Source organism: Rickettsia endosymbiont of Gonocerus acuteangulatus (assembly GCF_964026435.1).
GTDB lineage: Bacteria > Pseudomonadota > Alphaproteobacteria > Rickettsiales > Rickettsiaceae > Rickettsia.
On record NZ_OZ032147.1, the window covers coordinates 668809 to 685900 of the forward strand.

Consider the following 17092-nt stretch of genomic DNA (forward strand, 5'->3'; position numbering starts at 1 on the left):
AACGATTTGTTAGAAACTTATCAAAATAAAGATCTCTTGAAATTTTTAGAAGAATGGACTGAACAGATAAAGAGTTTAGAAGCAAACCTACAATATATCGATTCTAAAATCCAGGAATTAGATTATGAGCGTAATTTTTTATCGTTAGGTTTTTTTGCGGTAGTTCATACTTTTTTCAAAACAAAGAGACATAATGATTTTATTCAAGATAATTTACGTTTAACTCGCTCAAAAAGCGAGCAATTAGATCTAGCCCAAAAAACTAAAGCTGATATTCAGCTATTACAGGATAAATCTAAAAAATTAAAACTTGATATTGAGCAACTCGCACAAACAGAAAAATTTTTATCCGATTATACAGAATTCTTAGAAGCAAGAAAATTTGATGTTGCAAGTTTTAAGGAGGATGATTTTTGGCAAAATTACTCTAATGATTATGATGAGTTTCATAGAACTACTCCTTATTTTAATCAAGAAGTTGAAAAATTACGTTCAAAACTATTTATCCAAGCAATTAAGTTACATGAGATATTTATAAATGCCAACGCTAGTAATTTTTGGAATAGTTTGAATTTCTTCTCTGAAATAATAAGCGGAAAACTTAATAATATAGAGCCGGAAATTTGGCGTATTTTATGGCAGAACTTTTTTATGGTCATTCCAGTAGTTTCCACAAATTTCCATTCTTTCGATAATATGTTTAAGCATTTTAGGCATAACGACCTTGCTTGGCTTATTATCGATGAAGCAGGACAAACTCCCCCACAATGTGCGGTAAGTGCTATTTACAAATCAAAAAATGTTATAGTGGTCGGTGATCCTATGCAGACAGCTCCTATATCTATTTTAGGTCAAGCATTAATAACAAAACTTATGCTATGAGTAAAAAAGTGATAAATTATTGTAAAAATAATTAAACATGTCAAAGAGGATAAAGTTGCAAGCAATACCAATTAATAGGACAGATTATTGTCAATTTTTAATAGTTAGCCAAAAGAATTATAGTTTAACCTACTACGCTGAACATGCAAAGAAATGTAGTCATGATGTTATTAATAGATTTTTAAGGAATGAAAAATATACACCTTCTTTGTTATGGGAACACATCAAGAATGATGTTATTTTTTCATCTAATGGATATACAATATTTGATGATACGGTTTTAAATAAAAGGAATACGAAGCAAATAGAAATTGCAAGATCGCAGTACAGTGGAGCTACAGGTAGAGTTACTAAAGGTATAGGAGTAGTGAGTCTGGTATAGCATAAATCATTAAGATACTGACAATTTAATAGTATTAAAAACAGCATCATAAAATGTTTCAAAATCTTCTACAACTTTCCTAATTTCATTTTTTATCTTAAACCAGTAATGCTCTATAGGATTTAAATCAGGAGAGTAAGTTGGTAAATACAATATGGTACAACCAACGGATTCAATGAACTCTTTAACTTTAGAATTTTTATGAAAATTAATGTTATCCATAATAACGGTTTGCCCAGGTTGTAATTCTGTAATTAATACATCCCTAATATAAGTTTTAAAGACCTCTGTATTACAATTACCTTCAAATATTACAGGAGCAATAAGATTACCATTACAAAGACCAGCTATCATACTTATTCTAAATTTATGTTGATACACCTTTTCTCCATAACACCTTTGTCCTATAATGCTCCATCCATACTCTTTGCAAGCATTATCCTCTATTCCAGATTCATCAAGATATACTAATTTGTCTTTTGTGATGGTTTGTATCTTTGCTATAAATTCATTTCTTAATTTAATATCTCTTTTCGGATGAAAATGAGTTTTTTTATAGCTATAGCCAAGTTTTCTGATTTGTCTTAAAATAGTTACAGATGCAATATTACCCCATTGCTTTGCTAACTCCTTTGATATTTTATTCATATTAGCTTTAAAAAATTCTGAATCTTTTATCTTATGACTATGTCCTTTCTGATAACCAGTTGCTGCTTCTAAAGTACCTTGCTTATCTTTTAATTTTTTCCATTTATATATAGTATCACGACTTACATTAAATAATTTACTTACCTTACTTATTCGTATCCCTGCTTCTACAGCTTTTATAACTCTTAGTCTTAGTTCTATTGCATATGCTCGTGCCATATCTCTTTACATGCTTGTTAATATTTGCTTACTATAACATGATACTCTCGCTCTGTCAGTACCTTAATGACTTATGCTATACCATATAAATTACTTATAATAGATGAATTTGGATATCTGCCGTTAAAACAGGAACAAGCTAATCTATTATTTCAGGTTATAGCAAAGCGTTATGAGAAGGGTAGCATAATTCTTACAAGTAATCTTCCATTTGGACAATGGCACAATAGTCTTGCTCAGGATAGTGCTCTTACAGCTGCTATCTTAGATCGTCTGCTTCATCACTCCACTATACTCAATATTAAAGGTGATAGTTTCAGGCTTAAGGATAAAAAGAAAGCTGGTCTTGTGCCAATAGAAATTACTAATAAACAGGAGGATAATTTTATGACTTAAATATCAGATAATTTTTTTATGATACTGTATCAATTTTCAGCCGTTGCATATTAAAAATCTGTATCATTTTTCGACCGCTGTTGACACTTCAGCCTTTCCTAACTTTCCCAAACAAGCTACTTTACCAAAATAGGCGGAATACATATATTTGTTGTAAATAGTAGCCTCACCATAATTGATTGCAGCTTCATCAAATTGTTTTAATTTTTCTAATAAATACGCTTTATACAGATAGGCTTTAGCAAGTCCATCATTATAATTATTAATTTCTTCTTCATAATAGATATTTTTAGTATCTATATAAAAATTACTTGCCATATTTATAGCTTTGTTAAAAAATGCTAGTGCTTTCTCAGATTGTTCATTTTCAAAAATAAGCCCTAATCCTAAGTAAGGAATAGGATAATAATTATCTATAAAAAATTTATTATCTTTGCCGTATTCTATAGATAATTTATAAGCAGCCATTGCTTCTTGAATCTTACCTTGGTTAAGTAATTTATTCCCTATAGTGCCGTAGTTAAAAATTATTTCTTCAACAGAATTAAATCTCTTTTGGGTATATTCCCCGCCGCTTGCGGCGTAATATGGCGGAATGAGCAAATATATACATAAAAGTCATAATGTTACGGTACTGCTGTATCACATGGTATTTCCAGCAAAATATCGCCGAGCAGTGTTTGACGTATCAGTTGATCAAGTATTACGAGAAATATGTTTAGAGATAGAAAAGAGATATCAAATAAAATTTTTAGAAATAGGGGTTGATGAAGATCATGTCCATTTTTTGGTACAATCTGTACCAACCTATAGCGTAACAAAAATAGTAACAACAATTAAAAGTGTTACAGCTCGTCAAATATTTAGACAGTGTCCACAGGTAAAGAAACAATTATGGGGTGGAGAATTTTGGACTGATGGATATTTTACGAGTACGGTAGGTAAGCATGGAAATGAGAATATGATAGGAAAATACGTAAAAAACCAAGGCAAGGAATATCAGAAACTGCATGAGGATCATCAGCTAGCTTTCTTCTAAAATACCCCGCTGCTTGCGGCGGGGATTACTTTTATTCAAATTTCGAGGTTCGCATTTACAGCATGTTTCAAAAAGGTCTAGACAAGATGAATTTAAAGGTGAGCCTGCACAGCGTAGATAAACTACGTGAGCACAGGCAAATCCTGCAAAGTTCGCTTGTATCGACCTTTTTTTACGCCTAGCTTAACTCACCACTTATTTGATTTCTAACTTTTGAAGTATCTGCGGTATACATTAAAAATTATTAAAATTTTTAACCGCTCGAATCATATAAAAAAATTAAGAAAAAGAAATAAAATAATGCTTGAATTGATAGTTTTATTAGATGGAATTGAGATATGAGATTCTATAATTGAATAGAATTTGAAAAATTGGCAGAAAGTTAGTTAAAGATATGCCAAATCTTCGTTTATTAGCGGCATAAACCGCTAGTAAACGAAGAAAGTTGTTAGATAAAAATAAAGCAATTAATTAGAAACTTTTATTGCATTTAATTTATTATATAGTTTGTAAATAGACTGTTCAGCATCGTTAATTTTTCTATTAACTACTTTCAATAATTTCTTTGAAGGCTCTTCAGTTATTTGTGCAGCAGAGCTTATCTGTTCTGCTAAATTTTTAAGAGATTCTTGTATTTCTATAAAAGATCTTCTAAATTGCTCTTTAATCGTAGTAGATGATTCTTCAAGCTCTTTTATTTTTAAACATAAATTTTCTAAAAGCTGCTCTACCTTAGCTTGCATTAAGTTTAATTTTTGCTTCTCTTTTTCACTAAGATAACTTAATGTTTCTTGCATTTTCGCTTGAACTCTTACTTTTGTAGTACGTTCAAGTTCTGAAGCAAGCCCAATTTTACTCATCAAAAATATTATCCATTTGTGAACATCAAAATGATACCATTTTGCACCATTACGATAATCTGCAGGGAAAGCATGGTGATAATTATGCCAATTTTCCCCAAGTAAAAATAAAGCCATCCACCAAATATCTCCAGCAGTTCCTTTATAATATTTTTTACTACCGACAAAGTGGCATAAAGAATTTACACAAAAAGTTGCTTGTTGTTGCAGGAATCTACCAAGACCCATAAATAAAAATCCCATATATGCCGAATGTAAAGTACCACCGACTAGGTAACCTATAATTAATGGTACAGCTATATTCATAAAGGCTGCTATCTGCCAATAATATCTTAGCTGCCACTTTAACAAATTATTTTTACCAAGTTTAACCCAAGTAATACGATCAATAGATTTATAGCTGCCTTGCCCAACTAACATCCAACCTATATGAGACCAAATAAAACCTAAAACTCTATTTTCAAATTTTAAAGGACTATGCGGATCTTGATCTGTATCCGTTTTAGCATGGTGCTTATAGTGATTTGATGCCCAAGACAACGCAGGTCCTTGCAGAGTTCCAGCAGATAGCATAACTAAAACAAACTCAGCATATTTATTTATCTTATAAGAATGATGAGACCATAATCTATGCAATCCAATCCCAACAGTAATATTATTAACATAATAACTGCTAACTAGAAAAATAATTTCAGTCCAACCTATTCCATAATTAGATACATATTTAACTAAGAGCGATATCAGGATAACAGGATAAATTATTAGTGCAAAAAACGCAGGCTTATTTATTTTACTTAGCATAAAGTTTAACCGATTTTTAATTGTAACAATGAACCTAACTAGCATCGATAAGAAATATTAACACAATTAATATATAAATACAAAGAAATTTTTAATTGTTATCATTAAGTATCTGATTCTACTATATCTTTATTAAGTGAATAACCAATAAAACGAACTGTTTTAATAATTGGACTATCTTTTCCTAAAGCATCTCTAATTCTATTTATATGCACATCAATCAGACGCTGGTTAAAACTTTCGTCATCTTCCCATAAATATCGCATTATTTCTCGGCGTGAAAATACGCTATCAGGCGATTGAAGAAAAAGTCGCAGAATTTTAAATTCTGTAGGACCTAAACGAATAGTTTCCTTGCCCTTATAAACCCTTTCAGCATTTAAATCAATGCTTATATTTTTAAACTTGATAATATTATCCTGTAAAATTGTTTTAGAACGTCTTAACAAGGTTTTCAGAAAATGTATTATCTGATCAGATAAGAAAGGTTTATAGAAAAATGATATCAAATCATCGATCTCCATTAAATTTAACTGCTTAGTTGAAGACAGAAAAATTATCGGGGTATTAGAAAGCTTATCAATTTTCCTAATTATTAGATACAGTAACCATAGGATTTTCCTGTAGTTCTGCATTAGTAACTATAATAGCAAGTGGTTCATTGAAGAAATAATTTAATATTTTTTCTATGTTTATAACTCTTGTTATATTAAAGCCTGCTCTTTACTATATCGTTACATAAAGAAATATTAATGCTTTTTTTATTTTCTTCTTCTATGATTAGAAGTTGTGGTAAGAGTTTGTCTAACACTAAATTAACCTCTGTTAATATCTAGTAAATAATTGAAAATTTTTGTTAATAATCTGCAGATTTACTAGGTGTTATAGCAAACTTTTTTTAAAAATAAACAAAGAAATAATAATTTTTTAAAAATAATACTTGAATTTAATAGTTTCAGTTGCTATAAATAGCTTTATTTTAAAGTTTTTGTTGGGATTCTTATAATTATGAGTTTTTACGAGTCAGTTTTTATTGTGCGTCAAGACGTATCATTAAATGATATAGATAAAATAGTTGATGATTTTAGTAAAATCATTAAAGATAATAACGGTGCTATTGTAAAAAAAGAATACTGGGGATTAAGAGCTTTAGCTTATAAAATCGGTAATCACAAAAAAGGGCATTATTACCTTTTAGGTCTTGATACTACTTCAGCTGTAAAGCAAGAGCTAGAAAGAAAAATGAAACTTAATGAAAATATCATAAGATTTCTTACACAAAAAGTAGATTCAATTAGTAATGAGCCTTCACCGATATTAAAAAATCAAAGTACAGAAAATACTCCAGTAATTGATGTAACGGCTAATTAAAATAATCAAATCTAAATTTGCAGGAATTATAGGTAAAGAATGTCGAAAAATAATACTAGCGAAACAACAACCCGAAAACCAATGGAAAGAGCTTCTAAAAAAGTGTTCTTTAGAAGACGTAAAGGTTGTCCTCTTTCCGTGCCTAATGCACCGGTTATTGATTATAAAAATCCAGAGCTTTTAATAAAATTTGTTTCTGAAGGCGGTAGAATGCTACCAAGTAGAATCACAAATGTTTGTGCAAAAAAACAAAGAAAGCTAAATAATGCTATTAAAATTGCAAGAATTTTAGCATTGTTACCTTTTGTATTTCAAGCTAAGTAAAGGACGTATAATACCATGGAAGTTATTTTAATTAAACCGGTAAGAACATTAGGTAAGATAGGGGAAATACATAAAGTAGCCGACGGATTTGGTCGTAATTATCTTTTACCACAAAAATTAGCTATTAGAGCTACTGAGCTTAATAAAGAGTTGATTGTTAAGCAAAAACATGAATTAGAAGAAAAAGATAAACAAGTAAAAGAAGAAATAACAAAAATTAATGATCTTATTAAAGATCAAAAATTAATTTTTGTTCGTCAGACCTCAGATGATGGTAAATTATTTGGTTCAGTAAATAATAAGGAAATAGCCGAAAAATTATCTCAAGCTGTATCTTACCCTATTTCTCATTTAAATATAATTCTTGATACTCAGATTAAATCTACAGGGATTTACAAGGTTGAAGTAAGATTGCATGCTGAGCTTAGTACAGATGTTACAGTTATTGTTGCAAGATCAGAATCAGAAGTACAAGACTATTTACGTGAACAAAAAACTGAAGAATCTACAACAGAGCCTTTAGCTGAGTCAGCATAAGACTAGCTTTATCATTCTACAATTTGATTTGTCTTTATTCAAATGCTTTATTTATCCCGCAACTTAATTACGGGATAGATAAAATAATAATCACCAAACATCTATCTTAGTTAATGCATAATTAGTACTTATTATATGCAAAGAAGTAAGTATTACTTTGTGTGGACTAGTTTCCTCTATTACCTTATAACGGCATTGCCTACATCGAAAAACGTGATCGGTGTCATTTAGTTGCTTGTCCTATAGTATCGGATAGTTTTAAAAAAGTGTTATATTTTAGTGTAGGTGACCTTATATGTCATTCCCACTTAAGGCTTGCTTGCGTAGATCAATTTTTCCTTCATTGCGAGCGAATAAAATGAGCGTGGCAATCCAGAAAAAAATAATAAAAAATGCTATAAACTAGCATTTTTTATACTTCCTTGCTTCGTCAATTACTTCGTAATTTCCTCGCAATGACGACTCTCGATCCACGCAGGCAATGCCTTCCCGCAGAAGCGGGAATCCAGAAAAGTAAACATAAAAGCAGCAAGTTTTTAAAATTAAAAGCTCGATTCCCGCCGTTGCTAAAAATGACATAGAATAATAACTGTCCGGTACTATTCATCACCATAGGCAAGTCCTGAAATTTGGCTTACCAAATCTTGAAGTATCAAGGATATACAAATTATCTTTATTCGTATGCGTTTGTAATAGGTCTATTTTCATAAATTCTTTTTGTCTGCAATACTATTTCTCCGATTTTTTTCTGCAAAATCTCTATAGGAGGTAATTCTGTCCAATATTGTGCATCGTGAATATACTACTAATAAACGAAAAGCCGGTAGACGAAGTTTAATTTGGAAAAGAGCAAGAAGTCCACAAGACAAGGAGCGGAGCGTATACTTAATACGTGAGCACCGCATTACTTATAGGACGACGTAGCCAATTTTTCAAATTAAACAAGCAAAACTTACGCTATGTTTGATATAATGCCCATGAATTAAGGGATATTATGAAGTGCTTCACTATAAAACATTGCTGTGTAATAAGAGTTTTTAGCATATTTGCTATAACATAGCGTAAGTTTTGCAAGTATACCGCTTGCCGACATTTCTAACAATTCTACTTGGGCGTCAGATTTTTCAGAACATAATATAATACCTATCGGAGGCTTTTCATTTTCAAAACATTCGTTCTTTTTTAGCCAATTTAAATATACAAAACTTACGCTATGAGTAAAAAAGTGATAAATTATTGTAAAAATAAATAAAAGTAATCCCCGCCGCAAGCAGCGGGGTATTTTAGAAGAAAGCTAGCTGATGATCCTCATGCAGTTTCTGATATTCCTTGCCTTGGTTTTTTACGTATTTTCCTATCATATTCTCATTTCCATGCTTACCTACCGTACTCGTAAAATATCCATCAGTCCAAAATTCTCCACCCCATAATTGTTTCTTTACCTGTGGACACTGTCTAAATATTTGACGAGCTGTAACACTTTTAATTGTTGTTACTATTTTTGTTACGCTATAGGTTGGTACAGATTGTACCAAAAAATGGACATGATCTTCATCAACCCCTATTTCTAAAAATTTTATTTGATATCTCTTTTCTATCTCTAAACATATTTCTCGTAATACTTGATCAACTGATACGTCAAACACTGCTCGGCGATATTTTGCTGGAAATACCATGTGATACAGCAGTACCGTAACATTATGACTTTTATGTATATATTTGCTCATTCCGCCATATTACGCCGCAAGCGGCGGGGAATATACCCAAAAGAGATTAAACATGTCAAAGAGGATAAAGTTGCAAGCAATACCAATTAATAGGACAGATTATTGTCAATTTTTAATAGTTAGCCAAAAGAATTATAGTTTAACCTACTACGCTGAACATACAAAGAAATGTAGTCATGATGTTATTAATAGATTTTTAAGGAATGAAAAATATACACCTTCTTTGTTATGGGAACACATCAAGAATGATGTTATTTTTTCATCTAATGGATATACAATATTTGATGATACGGTTTTAAATAAAAGGAATACGAAGCAAATAGAAATTGCAAGATCGCAGTACAGTGGAGCTACAGGTAGAGTTACTAAAGGTATAGGAGTAGTGAGTCTGGTATATTATAACCCTGATATTAATAAGTTTTGGGTAATAGATTATCGAATTTTTGCACCTGATCATGATGGAGCAACAAAACTAGAACACCTATTAAACATGTTAAATAATGCTGTTTATAGCAAGAAGATTCTTTTTCAAACAGTACTTTTTGACACATGGTATTCTACACACAAAATTATGCAACATGTTGACTCTCTGGGGAAATATTATTATGCCCCTATTAAAGCCAATAGAAACGTTAGTAAAACACACGATTCTAAACCTTATAAAGCTGTAAAAGAGTTGACATTTTCAGATGAAGAGATCAGGCATGGAGTAGAGATTCATATAAAAGGCTTTGCTAAAAATAAGCATGTTAATTTGTTTAAATTTACTGTTTCTACCAACAGAGTTGAGTATGTTGTTACCAATAACAAAACTCACAAATCTTCTAAAGCTGCACAAGATGAGTGTGGCTTTCGATGGGTAATTGAGAGCATGCACAGAGAAATTAAGCAACTTACTGGGATAGAACGTTGTCAATGCAGGAAACAGCATATTCAACGTAATCATATTAGTTGTGCATTTTTAGTTTGGGCATTTCTCAAAAGGACTGCAAATACAATCGGTAAAACGGTTTACCAAATAAAGTTAGGGCTTTTAGATGACTATATGCAACAACAGCTGCGTTCTCCATCTTTACGATATTTAGAACCAAACATAGCGTAAGTTTTGTAGAATAAGTATGATAGCTGGTCTTTGTAATGGTAATCTTATTGCTCCTGTAATATTTGAAGGTAATTGTAATACAGAGGTCTTTAAAACTTATATTAGGGATGTATTAATTACAGAATTACAACCTGGGCAAACCGTTATTATGGATAACATTAATTTTCATAAAAATTCTAAAGTTAAAGAGTTCATTGAATCCGTTGGTTGTACCATATTGTATTTACCAACTTACTCTCCTGATTTAAATCCTATAGAGCATTACTGGTTTAAGATAAAAAATGAAATTAGGAAAGTTGTAGGAGATTTTGAAACATTTTATGATGCTGTTTTTAATACTATTAAATTGTCAGTATCTTAATGATTTATGCTATACTAAATGAAAAACTTATGGCAAAGGCATATTCATACGATTTAAGAATACGAGTAATAAAAAGTTTAACAGATGGTAAAACAATAAAAGAGACTTCAGAGATATACTCTATTAGTAGGAAGACTATAATAGAGTGGAAAAAATTAAAGAAACAAACTGGGGATGTCAAAGCAAAAAGTGGTTATCATATAGGACATCGTAGAATAATAAGAGACATAGAGGGATTTAAAAAATTTATAGAATTAAATTTTGATAAAACCACCATGGAGCTAGCTAATAACTGGAGTCAAAAAGTATCTGCAAGTACGATGTCAACAGCGGTCGAAAAATGATACAGATTTTTAATATGCAACGGCTGAAAATTGATACAGTATCATAAAAAAATTATCTGATATTTAAGTCATAAAATTATCCTCCTGTTTATTAGTAATTTCTATTGGCACAAGACCAGCTTTCTTTTTATCCTTAAGCCTGAAACTATCACCTTTAATATTGAGTATAGTGGAGTGATGAAGCAGACGATCTAAGATAGCAGCTGTAAGAGCACTATCCTGAGCAAGACTATTGTGCCATTGTCCAAATGGAAGATTACTTGTAAGAATTATGCTACCCTTCTCATAACGCTTTGCTATAACCTGAAATAATAGATTAGCTTGTTCCTGTTTTAACGGCAGATATCCAAATTCATCTATTATAAGTAATTTATATGGTAGTATGACTCTTTTGAATATGGAGTCCAGGTTTCCCTGGTTTAGTCCGGCATTCAGTACAAGCATCAAATCTGCAGCTGTTATAAATTTAGTCTTGATTCCACATTGTGTAGCTGCATAACCAAGGGCAATAGCTATATGGGTTTTTCCTACTCCAGAAGGACCAAGCAGAATAATATTTTCCTGTCTTTCTACAAAAGATAGAGATCTTAGGCCTTCCAGAATCTTGCGTTTTATTCCTGTAGCAAAATCATAATCAAAATTATCCAGCGTTTTAATAGCAGGAAAACCTGCCATTCTGGTGAGTATTGATTTACTTCTATTCTGTCGTGCCAACAGCTCTGTTTTTAATACAAAACTTACGCTATGTTATAGCAAATATGCTAAAAACCCTTACTACAAAGCTATGTTTTTACAGTGCATCACTTTATAATATCCTTTAATTTATAGGAATTATATCAAACATAGCGTAAGTTTTGAATATTGACTCAAGGAAATCCGTATAACTTGAGTCTTCTTTACTAGAAGATTGTGCAATATCAAAATAATTTTCAGCTATCTGAATAAGGTTTAAAGAGCGGCATAGCTCTTCTATACGTTGGTGCTGTAGGTTCATAATGCCTCCAGTATACTTTGGTATATGCAGAGGGAATGTTGTAAGGAAACTGTAGAAAATCGTTCCCTTTTATCTTCCATAATCTCTAGTGCTGCAGGATGACTACCACTATAATCCAATGGTAGTGGCGGAAGATTGCTCCTTTCAAACTTTAATCTTTCTGCAGGTATTTCGCCTGTTGTTCCATGCACACGCCGATTCGCAGTATCACGCAACCATTTTAGCACCTCTGAATTTGCAGTATCCACATCCAACACTAACTCTGCAGTTTTTAATTTTGTTGCTAATGGATTATAAAAGCTTTCTCTTATATATCTGTTAAATCGCTCAACCTTGCCCTTAGTTTTTGCTCTATAAGGCCTACACACTTTTAATCGGAAACTGTAATGTTTGGCAAAATCCAGCATACCTTTATTAAAGCGGTGTATGCCAGGACCATATGTATCCCTATCCAGTATTACTGTCTTCATGTTGTCATACAGTACTTCTTCTGGCACTCCGCCAAAATATTCAAAGAGTCTTTCTAATTAAGTGTGTAAATTTTTCATAGGGCTTAAATTCTACCTTCAAATTTTATCAAAAAGTGAGCCATAGCTGCGTTCCAGTTTGGAATCGGCATAGCCCATTTCTTGGTCATATAATCAATTGCCAAATATAAGGTCTTAAAAACGGCATTATCATTTGGAAAAACCCGTTTATTCTTGGTAACCTTACGTAATTGGCTATTGACAGATTCTACACTATTCGTTGTGTATATTACTTTCCTTATCGCCTCAGGGTATCCTAGAAAAACCATTAAATTTTCCCAATGAACATACCAAGATTTAGCAATTTGTGGATACTGTTTACTCCATTTAGCTTCAAAAGATTCTAAAGCAAGATGTGCTTCTTCCTCTGTGCTAGCAGTATAAATAGGCTTTAAATCAGCCGCTAATTCTTTTCGGTCTTTATATGATACATATTTTAAACTATTTCTAATCTGATGTACAATACATAATTGATGTTCGGTTTTCGGAAAAACTGCCTCTATCGCCTCAGACATACCGGTTAAATTATCACTGCAAGCAATAAGCATGTCTTGCATACCTCTGTTCTTCATCTCAGTAAAATTACCAAGCCAAAATTTTGCTCCTTCATTTTCACTGATCCACAATCCTAAAATATCCTTCCTGCCAGATAAATCAATACCTAATGCTACATATACAGACTTATTGATAATTCGTTTATCTTGACGTACTTTTACTACTAAACAGTCAAAAAATACTATAGCATATACTCGATCCAATGGTCGGCTTTGCCATATCTTGACATCCTCAATTACATCATCAGTAATTTGACTTATCAAACTTTCGCTAACGTCAGCTCCATACAATTCTTGCATTTGAATCTTAATATCAGATAAGCTCATTCCTTTAGCGTATAACGATATTATTTTATCATCAAATCCTTCAATACGTCTTTGACGCTTTGGAATTAATGCAGGTTCAAATGTACTACTTCTATCCCTTGGAACCTCAATCTCTATAACTCCATTATTTGTTACTAGATTCTTTACATTCTTACCATTACGAACATTATCACTATCAGTATGACAATATTTATCATATCCTAAGTGATTATTCATCTCTGAATGCAATGCCTTCTCTACAAGCCGTTTGGTTAATTGCTTTAATAAACCATCCTCTTTAAGTAATGTTGATATATCTGTATCATTATTTATTAATAAATCTATCGCTTGATTCATTGCTTCATTTTGTTTTTGGTGCATATAATTTCTCCTTTTGTTATATTATATTTTTATATAACCTTTGAGAAATTCCCACACTTATTTGGACAGAGCCTATTCAAATGCCCGCTTATGGCATTCTATTAATGTTACAAGCTTCTCATTAGTAACAAATTCTACATAGCTTGCTCGACTAAATCCTAATGTAGCCACAAAAGCTGATAGAGGACTTTTCCCCTTACGAAATTCTATCCAGTCAACTTGCATCTGTTTGCCAGAAGCAGTCTCAAATCTTATCATATCCTCCTGTTTAGCTGCAGGCTTTATACTCCTTAAATAATACCTGAGTTGGGTCATCCCGCCTGTGTAACCCAACTCCTTTATCTCTTGAAACAGTACCAGATAGTGATACAGGATGGGCTGATTTTATTCTGTCACTCAAGTAGTCTTTATATGGGGCAAGCTTTGTTACCAACTTTGGCCTATCCTTATATTTAGGGGAACCATCATATTTTAAATATTTACGTACTGTATTTACTGATGCACCTACTTCTCTTGCTATACTTCTTAAGCTTTTACCATGTTTATTCAATATTTTTATTTCCATTATTTGCTCCAGTATTATCATTATTTATTACCTCCTTGAAAATTCAAGGACTAAGTAGAACAAAACCTATAAATTTTCTGCCCAAATTTCATTGGGGGTTTTATAACCAAAAATCTTTCTTGGCATGTTATTTAAAATCTCAGCAACATTGTCAAGAGCTCTTTGTGTAACGGTAGTAATATCTGTATTTTTAGGTAAAATTCTATGAATCATAGAATTCATTTTTTCCACTAATGCTTTTTGTCTAGGGCGGTATGGATCACAAAAGAAAGTTTGAAACCCAGATAGTCTATAGGCAACATGCCCCACAAACTCTTTGCCATTATCCATAGTAATAGTCTTTCTCACACTATTTGGAAGAGTTTTTATCTTTCTTAAAAAACCATTGGTAACTGTTGTAGCTCTCTTGGAGTTATTCAGCACTAAAATAATCTTTTGACTCTTTTTATCCACCAGTGCACCAATATTCATACTTTGATTACCTTTATGAAATGTAAGATCTGCCTCAAAATGCCCTACTTCTACCTTTTTCGTAGCTATTGCATCACGCTGATGTATTGAGATCCTTTGTGGTATAATGATCCTTTGACGCCTCTTCCCTCTTTTTTGCCTTTTATATCTTTTAGAAGGTAAATAGCTATATAACTTTAATTTAGCTGCTACTGCAGAAGTGTAAACAAATCTATATATACTTTCTGTACTGATACACAAAGCTGTATTTTTGTCTAGTTTTAACTTTCCGGCTATAGCATCCGGCGACCATTTCTTGCGAATCATAGCATTTTTAATATAATCTAACAACATAGGGTTCTTTTCTATTTTTAATAACTCTTGCTGATACATCCTGTTTTCATATTTTTCCTGAGCAATACAAGGCATATACTTATCTTTTACCTTATTTCTTTTTAGCTCCATACTAATAGTGCTTTTAGACCTCGTAAGATGTTGTGCTATCTTATTAATACTGACTCCTAGGTCATACATTCTTTTTATCTCATATCTCTCTTCTCGAGATAAGTGTCTATATTTTCTGTTCATCATTACCTATTTAAAATCTTATTATTTTAAATAGGTTCTGTTCTACTTACTTATAGTATTTTCACCTTATTCAGAAGATATTACTTTAATACTGTATCAATTTTTATCCGTTGCTCTGTATCATTTTACTTCCGTTGCTAACATGCTTCTTCTTTAATCTCTTTTACTGCTTTTTCTATATCCAATTTAGTAAAAATAGCTTGATGACGAATCATGCGATCAAGCACTCCATCTGCTCCTTTGATGATTTCAAGATGGGCAAACCTGCATATGTTATTTTGCTCTGCTATTTCATTGATAATACTTCGCATTCTAGTAGGGCCGACATGCTGCTGTGGCATAAAACTTATTGGGTCTACTCGGATTTCTAAACCTAACTTGGCAAAATATTTATTGATTACTTCTTTAGCTTTTTCATGAATAATTTTATCTTCGGGGATAATGAACGCTTTGCCCTTAACTTTGGCAAATTTAGGATTTAAATCTACTGCCTTAGCTCCTAAAGCTTTACCGTTTTCTGTAAATCTTCTGGTAGTCACAAGCACATGGGCATGCCAATTCTTTTCTCCATCATGTGGCTGATGAATATCAACCTGAACTCCTAGGCCATTTCTTACCCACCCCATCTCTTCGATGATTTCATGAGTAATGGCTATTCTATCATCTAAATCTAATTCCTTATCATCAGGCAGTGCTATAACTATATCTTTTAATAATTGACTGTTTTTTCTTTTCTCTGTACGCTCTACCTCATTCATCAAGATCCTTGAGTCTTTGAATCTTTTATCTACATGATCTGGCAATAAAACAGCATGATAAACATTATCGCCTTTTTTGCTAAAATTATAAGTGATGTTAGTTCTCTCATCTTTAATAATCAGCCTGGCATTATAGGCGGCTTTAAGGCAAGCATTTTTACCTTCACTCCTACTTACTATTTCTATTCTTGCAAACTGTATCGCCATGGTTTGTTAATTCTAACAATGTTCAATCCATCATTGACATTACCATGCAATCTTAAAATCATCCACTGAAACCAGAACCACTTGAACCAGCAAGCAAAAATAAACCGTAAGGTTTATATATTGCGTCTCTCCCTGTTTTTACAAACAAGGAGAGAACTCTCCTCTCTGCTACTTCTTTATAGTCTAATAATGGTACTCATCTTTATTTGTTTTTATTGATCTTAGTTTGCTGGTTCGGTTTTTAGGTATGGGGATATTTTGATTTTAAATGGTTTTCTATTTTACTATTATACTGGACTTTGCAAACTTAAAACTTGTATCCAATATTGATCTGTTCAAGAAAAAATTTGCAGAATTCCTTAACACTTATAATTATGCAGTTGACTTCCAAAATTTATTGAGCATTCATGATGATTGTAACAATGAAAAGTTTAAACTATTTATATGGATAATGTCATAAAACGAAGATTAAAATTAGAACAAAAGAAGGCTAAAGTAGTTATGGAAGAGGTTAAACTTAAAATTCAGGAAAGGAAAATTCGTACTCGTCATTTGATTGAAATGGGAGGTTTAGTTGTAAAAGCAAAACTTGATGATTTACCTACTAACAGCTTACTTGGTGCTTTTGTTTCTTTGAAAGAAGAATTAATACAACATCCGAGTATCCAAAATCAATGGACTAAAATCGGCAAAAATGCTTTCGATAACCCAAAAGTATAATCTTTGCTGACTTTACTAAAGAAATTGGCAGAACTTATTAATCTATCAA

At 31.9% G+C, this 17092-nt stretch carries 20 protein-coding genes and 5 pseudogenes; 11 read left to right on the forward strand and 14 right to left on the reverse strand.

The window, feature by feature from the left end; all coding sequences use genetic code 11:
* Window positions 1–6: 6 nt before the first annotated feature.
* Together AAGD55_RS04075 and AAGD55_RS04080 are read left to right on the forward strand one after the other, a co-directional pair.
* A complete protein-coding gene (locus tag AAGD55_RS04075) occupies window positions 7–882 on the forward strand; it encodes an AAA domain-containing protein (protein ID WP_341792237.1) in 876 nt (291 codons plus the stop codon).
* A 37-nt stretch (window positions 883–919) separates the two neighbouring features.
* Window positions 920–1264 carry a hypothetical protein gene (locus AAGD55_RS04080; protein WP_341792238.1) on the forward strand — a complete coding sequence of 115 codons (345 nt, stop codon included), beginning with the start codon at window positions 920–922 and terminating at the stop codon, window positions 1262–1264.
* Between the two features lie 9 nt (window positions 1265–1273).
* On the opposite strand, the gene AAGD55_RS04085 is transcribed toward AAGD55_RS04080, so the two are convergent.
* Entirely contained in the window at window positions 1274–2131 is an 858-nt protein-coding gene (locus tag AAGD55_RS04085) for an IS630 family transposase (protein ID WP_341792239.1), read from the reverse strand.
* An 87-nt stretch (window positions 2132–2218) separates the two neighbouring features.
* Between AAGD55_RS04085 and AAGD55_RS04090 the strand changes: the two are divergent.
* Window positions 2219–2527: pseudogene (locus tag AAGD55_RS04090) on the forward strand (ATP-binding protein); the annotation flags it as partial.
* A gap of 63 nt (window positions 2528–2590) precedes the next feature.
* Here AAGD55_RS04090 and AAGD55_RS04095 read toward each other — a convergent pair.
* The gene (locus AAGD55_RS04095) at window positions 2591–3130 is read right to left on the reverse strand and encodes a hypothetical protein (protein ID WP_341792240.1); all 540 of its coding nucleotides are present in this window, start codon (window positions 3128–3130) and stop codon (window positions 2591–2593) included.
* Between AAGD55_RS04095 and tnpA (AAGD55_RS04100) the strand changes: the two genes are divergently transcribed.
* Entirely contained in the window at window positions 3123–3566 is a 444-nt protein-coding gene (tnpA, locus tag AAGD55_RS04100; RefSeq protein ID WP_341790826.1) for an IS200/IS605 family transposase, read from the forward strand. The two genes, AAGD55_RS04095 and tnpA (AAGD55_RS04100), sit on opposite strands and share 8 nt — an antisense overlap.
* Window positions 3567–4033: 467 nt before the next feature.
* Here tnpA (AAGD55_RS04100) and AAGD55_RS04105 read toward each other — a convergent pair whose 3' ends face one another.
* Together AAGD55_RS04105 and AAGD55_RS04110 are read right to left on the reverse strand one after the other, a co-directional pair.
* Window positions 4034–5227, reverse strand: coding sequence for a fatty acid desaturase (locus AAGD55_RS04105; RefSeq protein WP_341792241.1), 1194 nt, complete (start codon window positions 5225–5227; stop codon window positions 4034–4036).
* Window positions 5228–5331: 104 nt separating this feature from the next.
* Entirely contained in the window at window positions 5332–5751 is a 420-nt protein-coding gene (locus AAGD55_RS04110) for a response regulator transcription factor (RefSeq protein WP_341792242.1), read from the reverse strand.
* Between the two features lie 484 nt (window positions 5752–6235).
* On the opposite strand from AAGD55_RS04110, the gene rpsF reads away from it, so the two are divergent.
* Genes rpsF through rplI form a run of 3 tightly spaced genes read left to right on the forward strand, consistent with a single transcriptional unit; the run spans window position 6236 to window position 7459 of the window.
* Complete coding sequence (gene rpsF / locus AAGD55_RS04115) at window positions 6236–6598, forward strand: 30S ribosomal protein S6 (RefSeq protein WP_341792243.1); 363 nt, start codon at window positions 6236–6238, stop codon at window positions 6596–6598.
* Between the two features lie 39 nt (window positions 6599–6637).
* The gene (gene rpsR / locus AAGD55_RS04120) at window positions 6638–6922 is read left to right on the forward strand and encodes a 30S ribosomal protein S18 (protein WP_341788698.1); all 285 of its coding nucleotides are present in this window, start codon (window positions 6638–6640) and stop codon (window positions 6920–6922) included.
* A gap of 15 nt (window positions 6923–6937) precedes the next feature.
* Window positions 6938–7459 carry a 50S ribosomal protein L9 gene (rplI, locus tag AAGD55_RS04125; RefSeq protein WP_341792244.1) on the forward strand — a complete coding sequence of 174 codons (522 nt, stop codon included), beginning with the start codon at window positions 6938–6940 and terminating at the stop codon, window positions 7457–7459.
* A 402-nt stretch (window positions 7460–7861) separates the two neighbouring features.
* On the opposite strand, the gene AAGD55_RS04130 is transcribed toward rplI, so the two are convergent.
* Together AAGD55_RS04130 and tnpA (AAGD55_RS04135) are read right to left on the reverse strand one after the other, a co-directional pair.
* Window positions 7862–8038: a hypothetical protein gene (locus tag AAGD55_RS04130; protein ID WP_341792245.1), complete on the reverse strand. Its 177-nt coding sequence runs from the start codon at window positions 8036–8038 to the stop codon at window positions 7862–7864.
* Between the two features lie 704 nt (window positions 8039–8742).
* On the reverse strand, window positions 8743–9186 hold the full coding sequence (tnpA, locus tag AAGD55_RS04135; RefSeq protein WP_341790826.1) for an IS200/IS605 family transposase: 444 nt from the start codon (window positions 9184–9186) through the stop codon (window positions 8743–8745).
* Here tnpA (AAGD55_RS04135) and AAGD55_RS04140 point away from each other — a divergent pair.
* From AAGD55_RS04140 to AAGD55_RS04150, 3 genes and pseudogenes are all read left to right on the forward strand, one after another.
* A complete protein-coding gene (locus AAGD55_RS04140) occupies window positions 9179–10288 on the forward strand; it encodes a transposase (protein WP_341792246.1) in 1110 nt (369 codons plus the stop codon). The genes tnpA (AAGD55_RS04135) and AAGD55_RS04140 overlap by 8 nt on opposite strands.
* A gap of 7 nt (window positions 10289–10295) precedes the next feature.
* Window positions 10296–10649, forward strand: a pseudogene (locus tag AAGD55_RS04145) (IS630 family transposase); the annotation flags it as partial.
* Entirely contained in the window at window positions 10649–10993 is a 345-nt protein-coding gene (locus tag AAGD55_RS04150) for an IS630 transposase-related protein (RefSeq protein ID WP_341792247.1), read from the forward strand. The pseudogene AAGD55_RS04145 and the gene AAGD55_RS04150, both read left to right, overlap by 1 nt.
* A gap of 63 nt (window positions 10994–11056) precedes the next feature.
* Here the strand turns inward: AAGD55_RS04150 and istB are convergent.
* From istB to AAGD55_RS04190, 8 genes and pseudogenes are all read right to left on the reverse strand, one after another.
* Window positions 11057–11725, reverse strand: a pseudogene (gene istB / locus AAGD55_RS04155) (IS21-like element helper ATPase IstB); the annotation flags it as partial.
* Between the two features lie 85 nt (window positions 11726–11810).
* Window positions 11811–11987: a hypothetical protein gene (locus AAGD55_RS04160; protein WP_341792248.1), complete on the reverse strand. Its 177-nt coding sequence runs from the start codon at window positions 11985–11987 to the stop codon at window positions 11811–11813.
* 119 nt (window positions 11988–12106) lie between these two features.
* A pseudogene (locus AAGD55_RS04165) lies at window positions 12107–12511 on the reverse strand (IS21 family transposase); the annotation flags it as partial.
* Window positions 12512–12540: 29 nt separating this feature from the next.
* Window positions 12541–13755, reverse strand: coding sequence for an IS256 family transposase (locus tag AAGD55_RS04170; protein ID WP_341790928.1), 1215 nt, complete (start codon window positions 13753–13755; stop codon window positions 12541–12543).
* Window positions 13756–13827: 72 nt separating this feature from the next.
* A complete protein-coding gene (locus tag AAGD55_RS04175) occupies window positions 13828–14013 on the reverse strand; it encodes a hypothetical protein (protein ID WP_341792249.1) in 186 nt (61 codons plus the stop codon).
* A gap of 10 nt (window positions 14014–14023) precedes the next feature.
* Entirely contained in the window at window positions 14024–14341 is a 318-nt protein-coding gene (locus AAGD55_RS04180) for a hypothetical protein (RefSeq protein ID WP_341792250.1), read from the reverse strand.
* A gap of 45 nt (window positions 14342–14386) precedes the next feature.
* Window positions 14387–15361 carry an IS30 family transposase gene (locus AAGD55_RS04185; protein ID WP_341790922.1) on the reverse strand — a complete coding sequence of 325 codons (975 nt, stop codon included), beginning with the start codon at window positions 15359–15361 and terminating at the stop codon, window positions 14387–14389.
* 143 nt (window positions 15362–15504) lie between these two features.
* A pseudogene (locus tag AAGD55_RS04190) lies at window positions 15505–16323 on the reverse strand (MobA/MobL family protein); the annotation flags it as partial.
* A gap of 444 nt (window positions 16324–16767) precedes the next feature.
* Between AAGD55_RS04190 and AAGD55_RS04195 the strand changes: the two are divergent.
* On the forward strand, window positions 16768–17043 hold the full coding sequence (locus AAGD55_RS04195; protein WP_410526116.1) for a conjugal transfer protein TraD: 276 nt from the start codon (window positions 16768–16770) through the stop codon (window positions 17041–17043).
* Window positions 17044–17092 lie beyond the last annotated feature (49 nt).

Bases quoted from the DNA above. Each gene is read 5' to 3' on its own strand.
- AAGD55_RS04080 (WP_341792238.1), top strand. From the start codon at position 920: ATGTCAAAGAGGATAAAGTTGCAAGCAATACCAATTAATAGGACAGAT.
- AAGD55_RS04085 (WP_341792239.1), bottom strand. From the start codon at position 2,131: ATGGCACGAGCATATGCAATAGAACTAAGACTAAGAGTTATAAAAGCT.
- tnpA (WP_341790826.1), top strand. From the start codon at position 3,123: ATGAGCAAATATATACATAAAAGTCATAATGTTACGGTACTGCTGTAT.
- AAGD55_RS04105 (WP_341792241.1), bottom strand. From the start codon at position 5,227: ATGCTAAGTAAAATAAATAAGCCTGCGTTTTTTGCACTAATAATTTAT.
- AAGD55_RS04110 (WP_341792242.1), bottom strand. From the start codon at position 5,751: ATGGAGATCGATGATTTGATATCATTTTTCTATAAACCTTTCTTATCT.
- rpsF (WP_341792243.1), top strand. From the start codon at position 6,236: ATGAGTTTTTACGAGTCAGTTTTTATTGTGCGTCAAGACGTATCATTA.
- rpsR (WP_341788698.1), top strand. From the start codon at position 6,638: ATGTCGAAAAATAATACTAGCGAAACAACAACCCGAAAACCAATGGAA.
- rplI (WP_341792244.1), top strand. From the start codon at position 6,938: ATGGAAGTTATTTTAATTAAACCGGTAAGAACATTAGGTAAGATAGGG.
- AAGD55_RS04130 (WP_341792245.1), bottom strand. From the start codon at position 8,038: ATGTCATTTTTAGCAACGGCGGGAATCGAGCTTTTAATTTTAAAAACT.
- tnpA (WP_341790826.1), bottom strand. From the start codon at position 9,186: ATGAGCAAATATATACATAAAAGTCATAATGTTACGGTACTGCTGTAT.
- AAGD55_RS04150 (WP_341792247.1), top strand. From the start codon at position 10,649: ATGATTTATGCTATACTAAATGAAAAACTTATGGCAAAGGCATATTCA.
- AAGD55_RS04160 (WP_341792248.1), bottom strand. From the start codon at position 11,987: ATGAACCTACAGCACCAACGTATAGAAGAGCTATGCCGCTCTTTAAAC.
- AAGD55_RS04170 (WP_341790928.1), bottom strand. From the start codon at position 13,755: ATGCACCAAAAACAAAATGAAGCAATGAATCAAGCGATAGATTTATTA.
- AAGD55_RS04175 (WP_341792249.1), bottom strand. From the start codon at position 14,013: ATGATAAGATTTGAGACTGCTTCTGGCAAACAGATGCAAGTTGACTGG.
- AAGD55_RS04180 (WP_341792250.1), bottom strand. From the start codon at position 14,341: ATGATAATACTGGAGCAAATAATGGAAATAAAAATATTGAATAAACAT.
- AAGD55_RS04185 (WP_341790922.1), bottom strand. From the start codon at position 15,361: ATGATGAACAGAAAATATAGACACTTATCTCGAGAAGAGAGATATGAG.
- AAGD55_RS04195 (WP_410526116.1), top strand. From the start codon at position 16,768: ATGGATAATGTCATAAAACGAAGATTAAAATTAGAACAAAAGAAGGCT.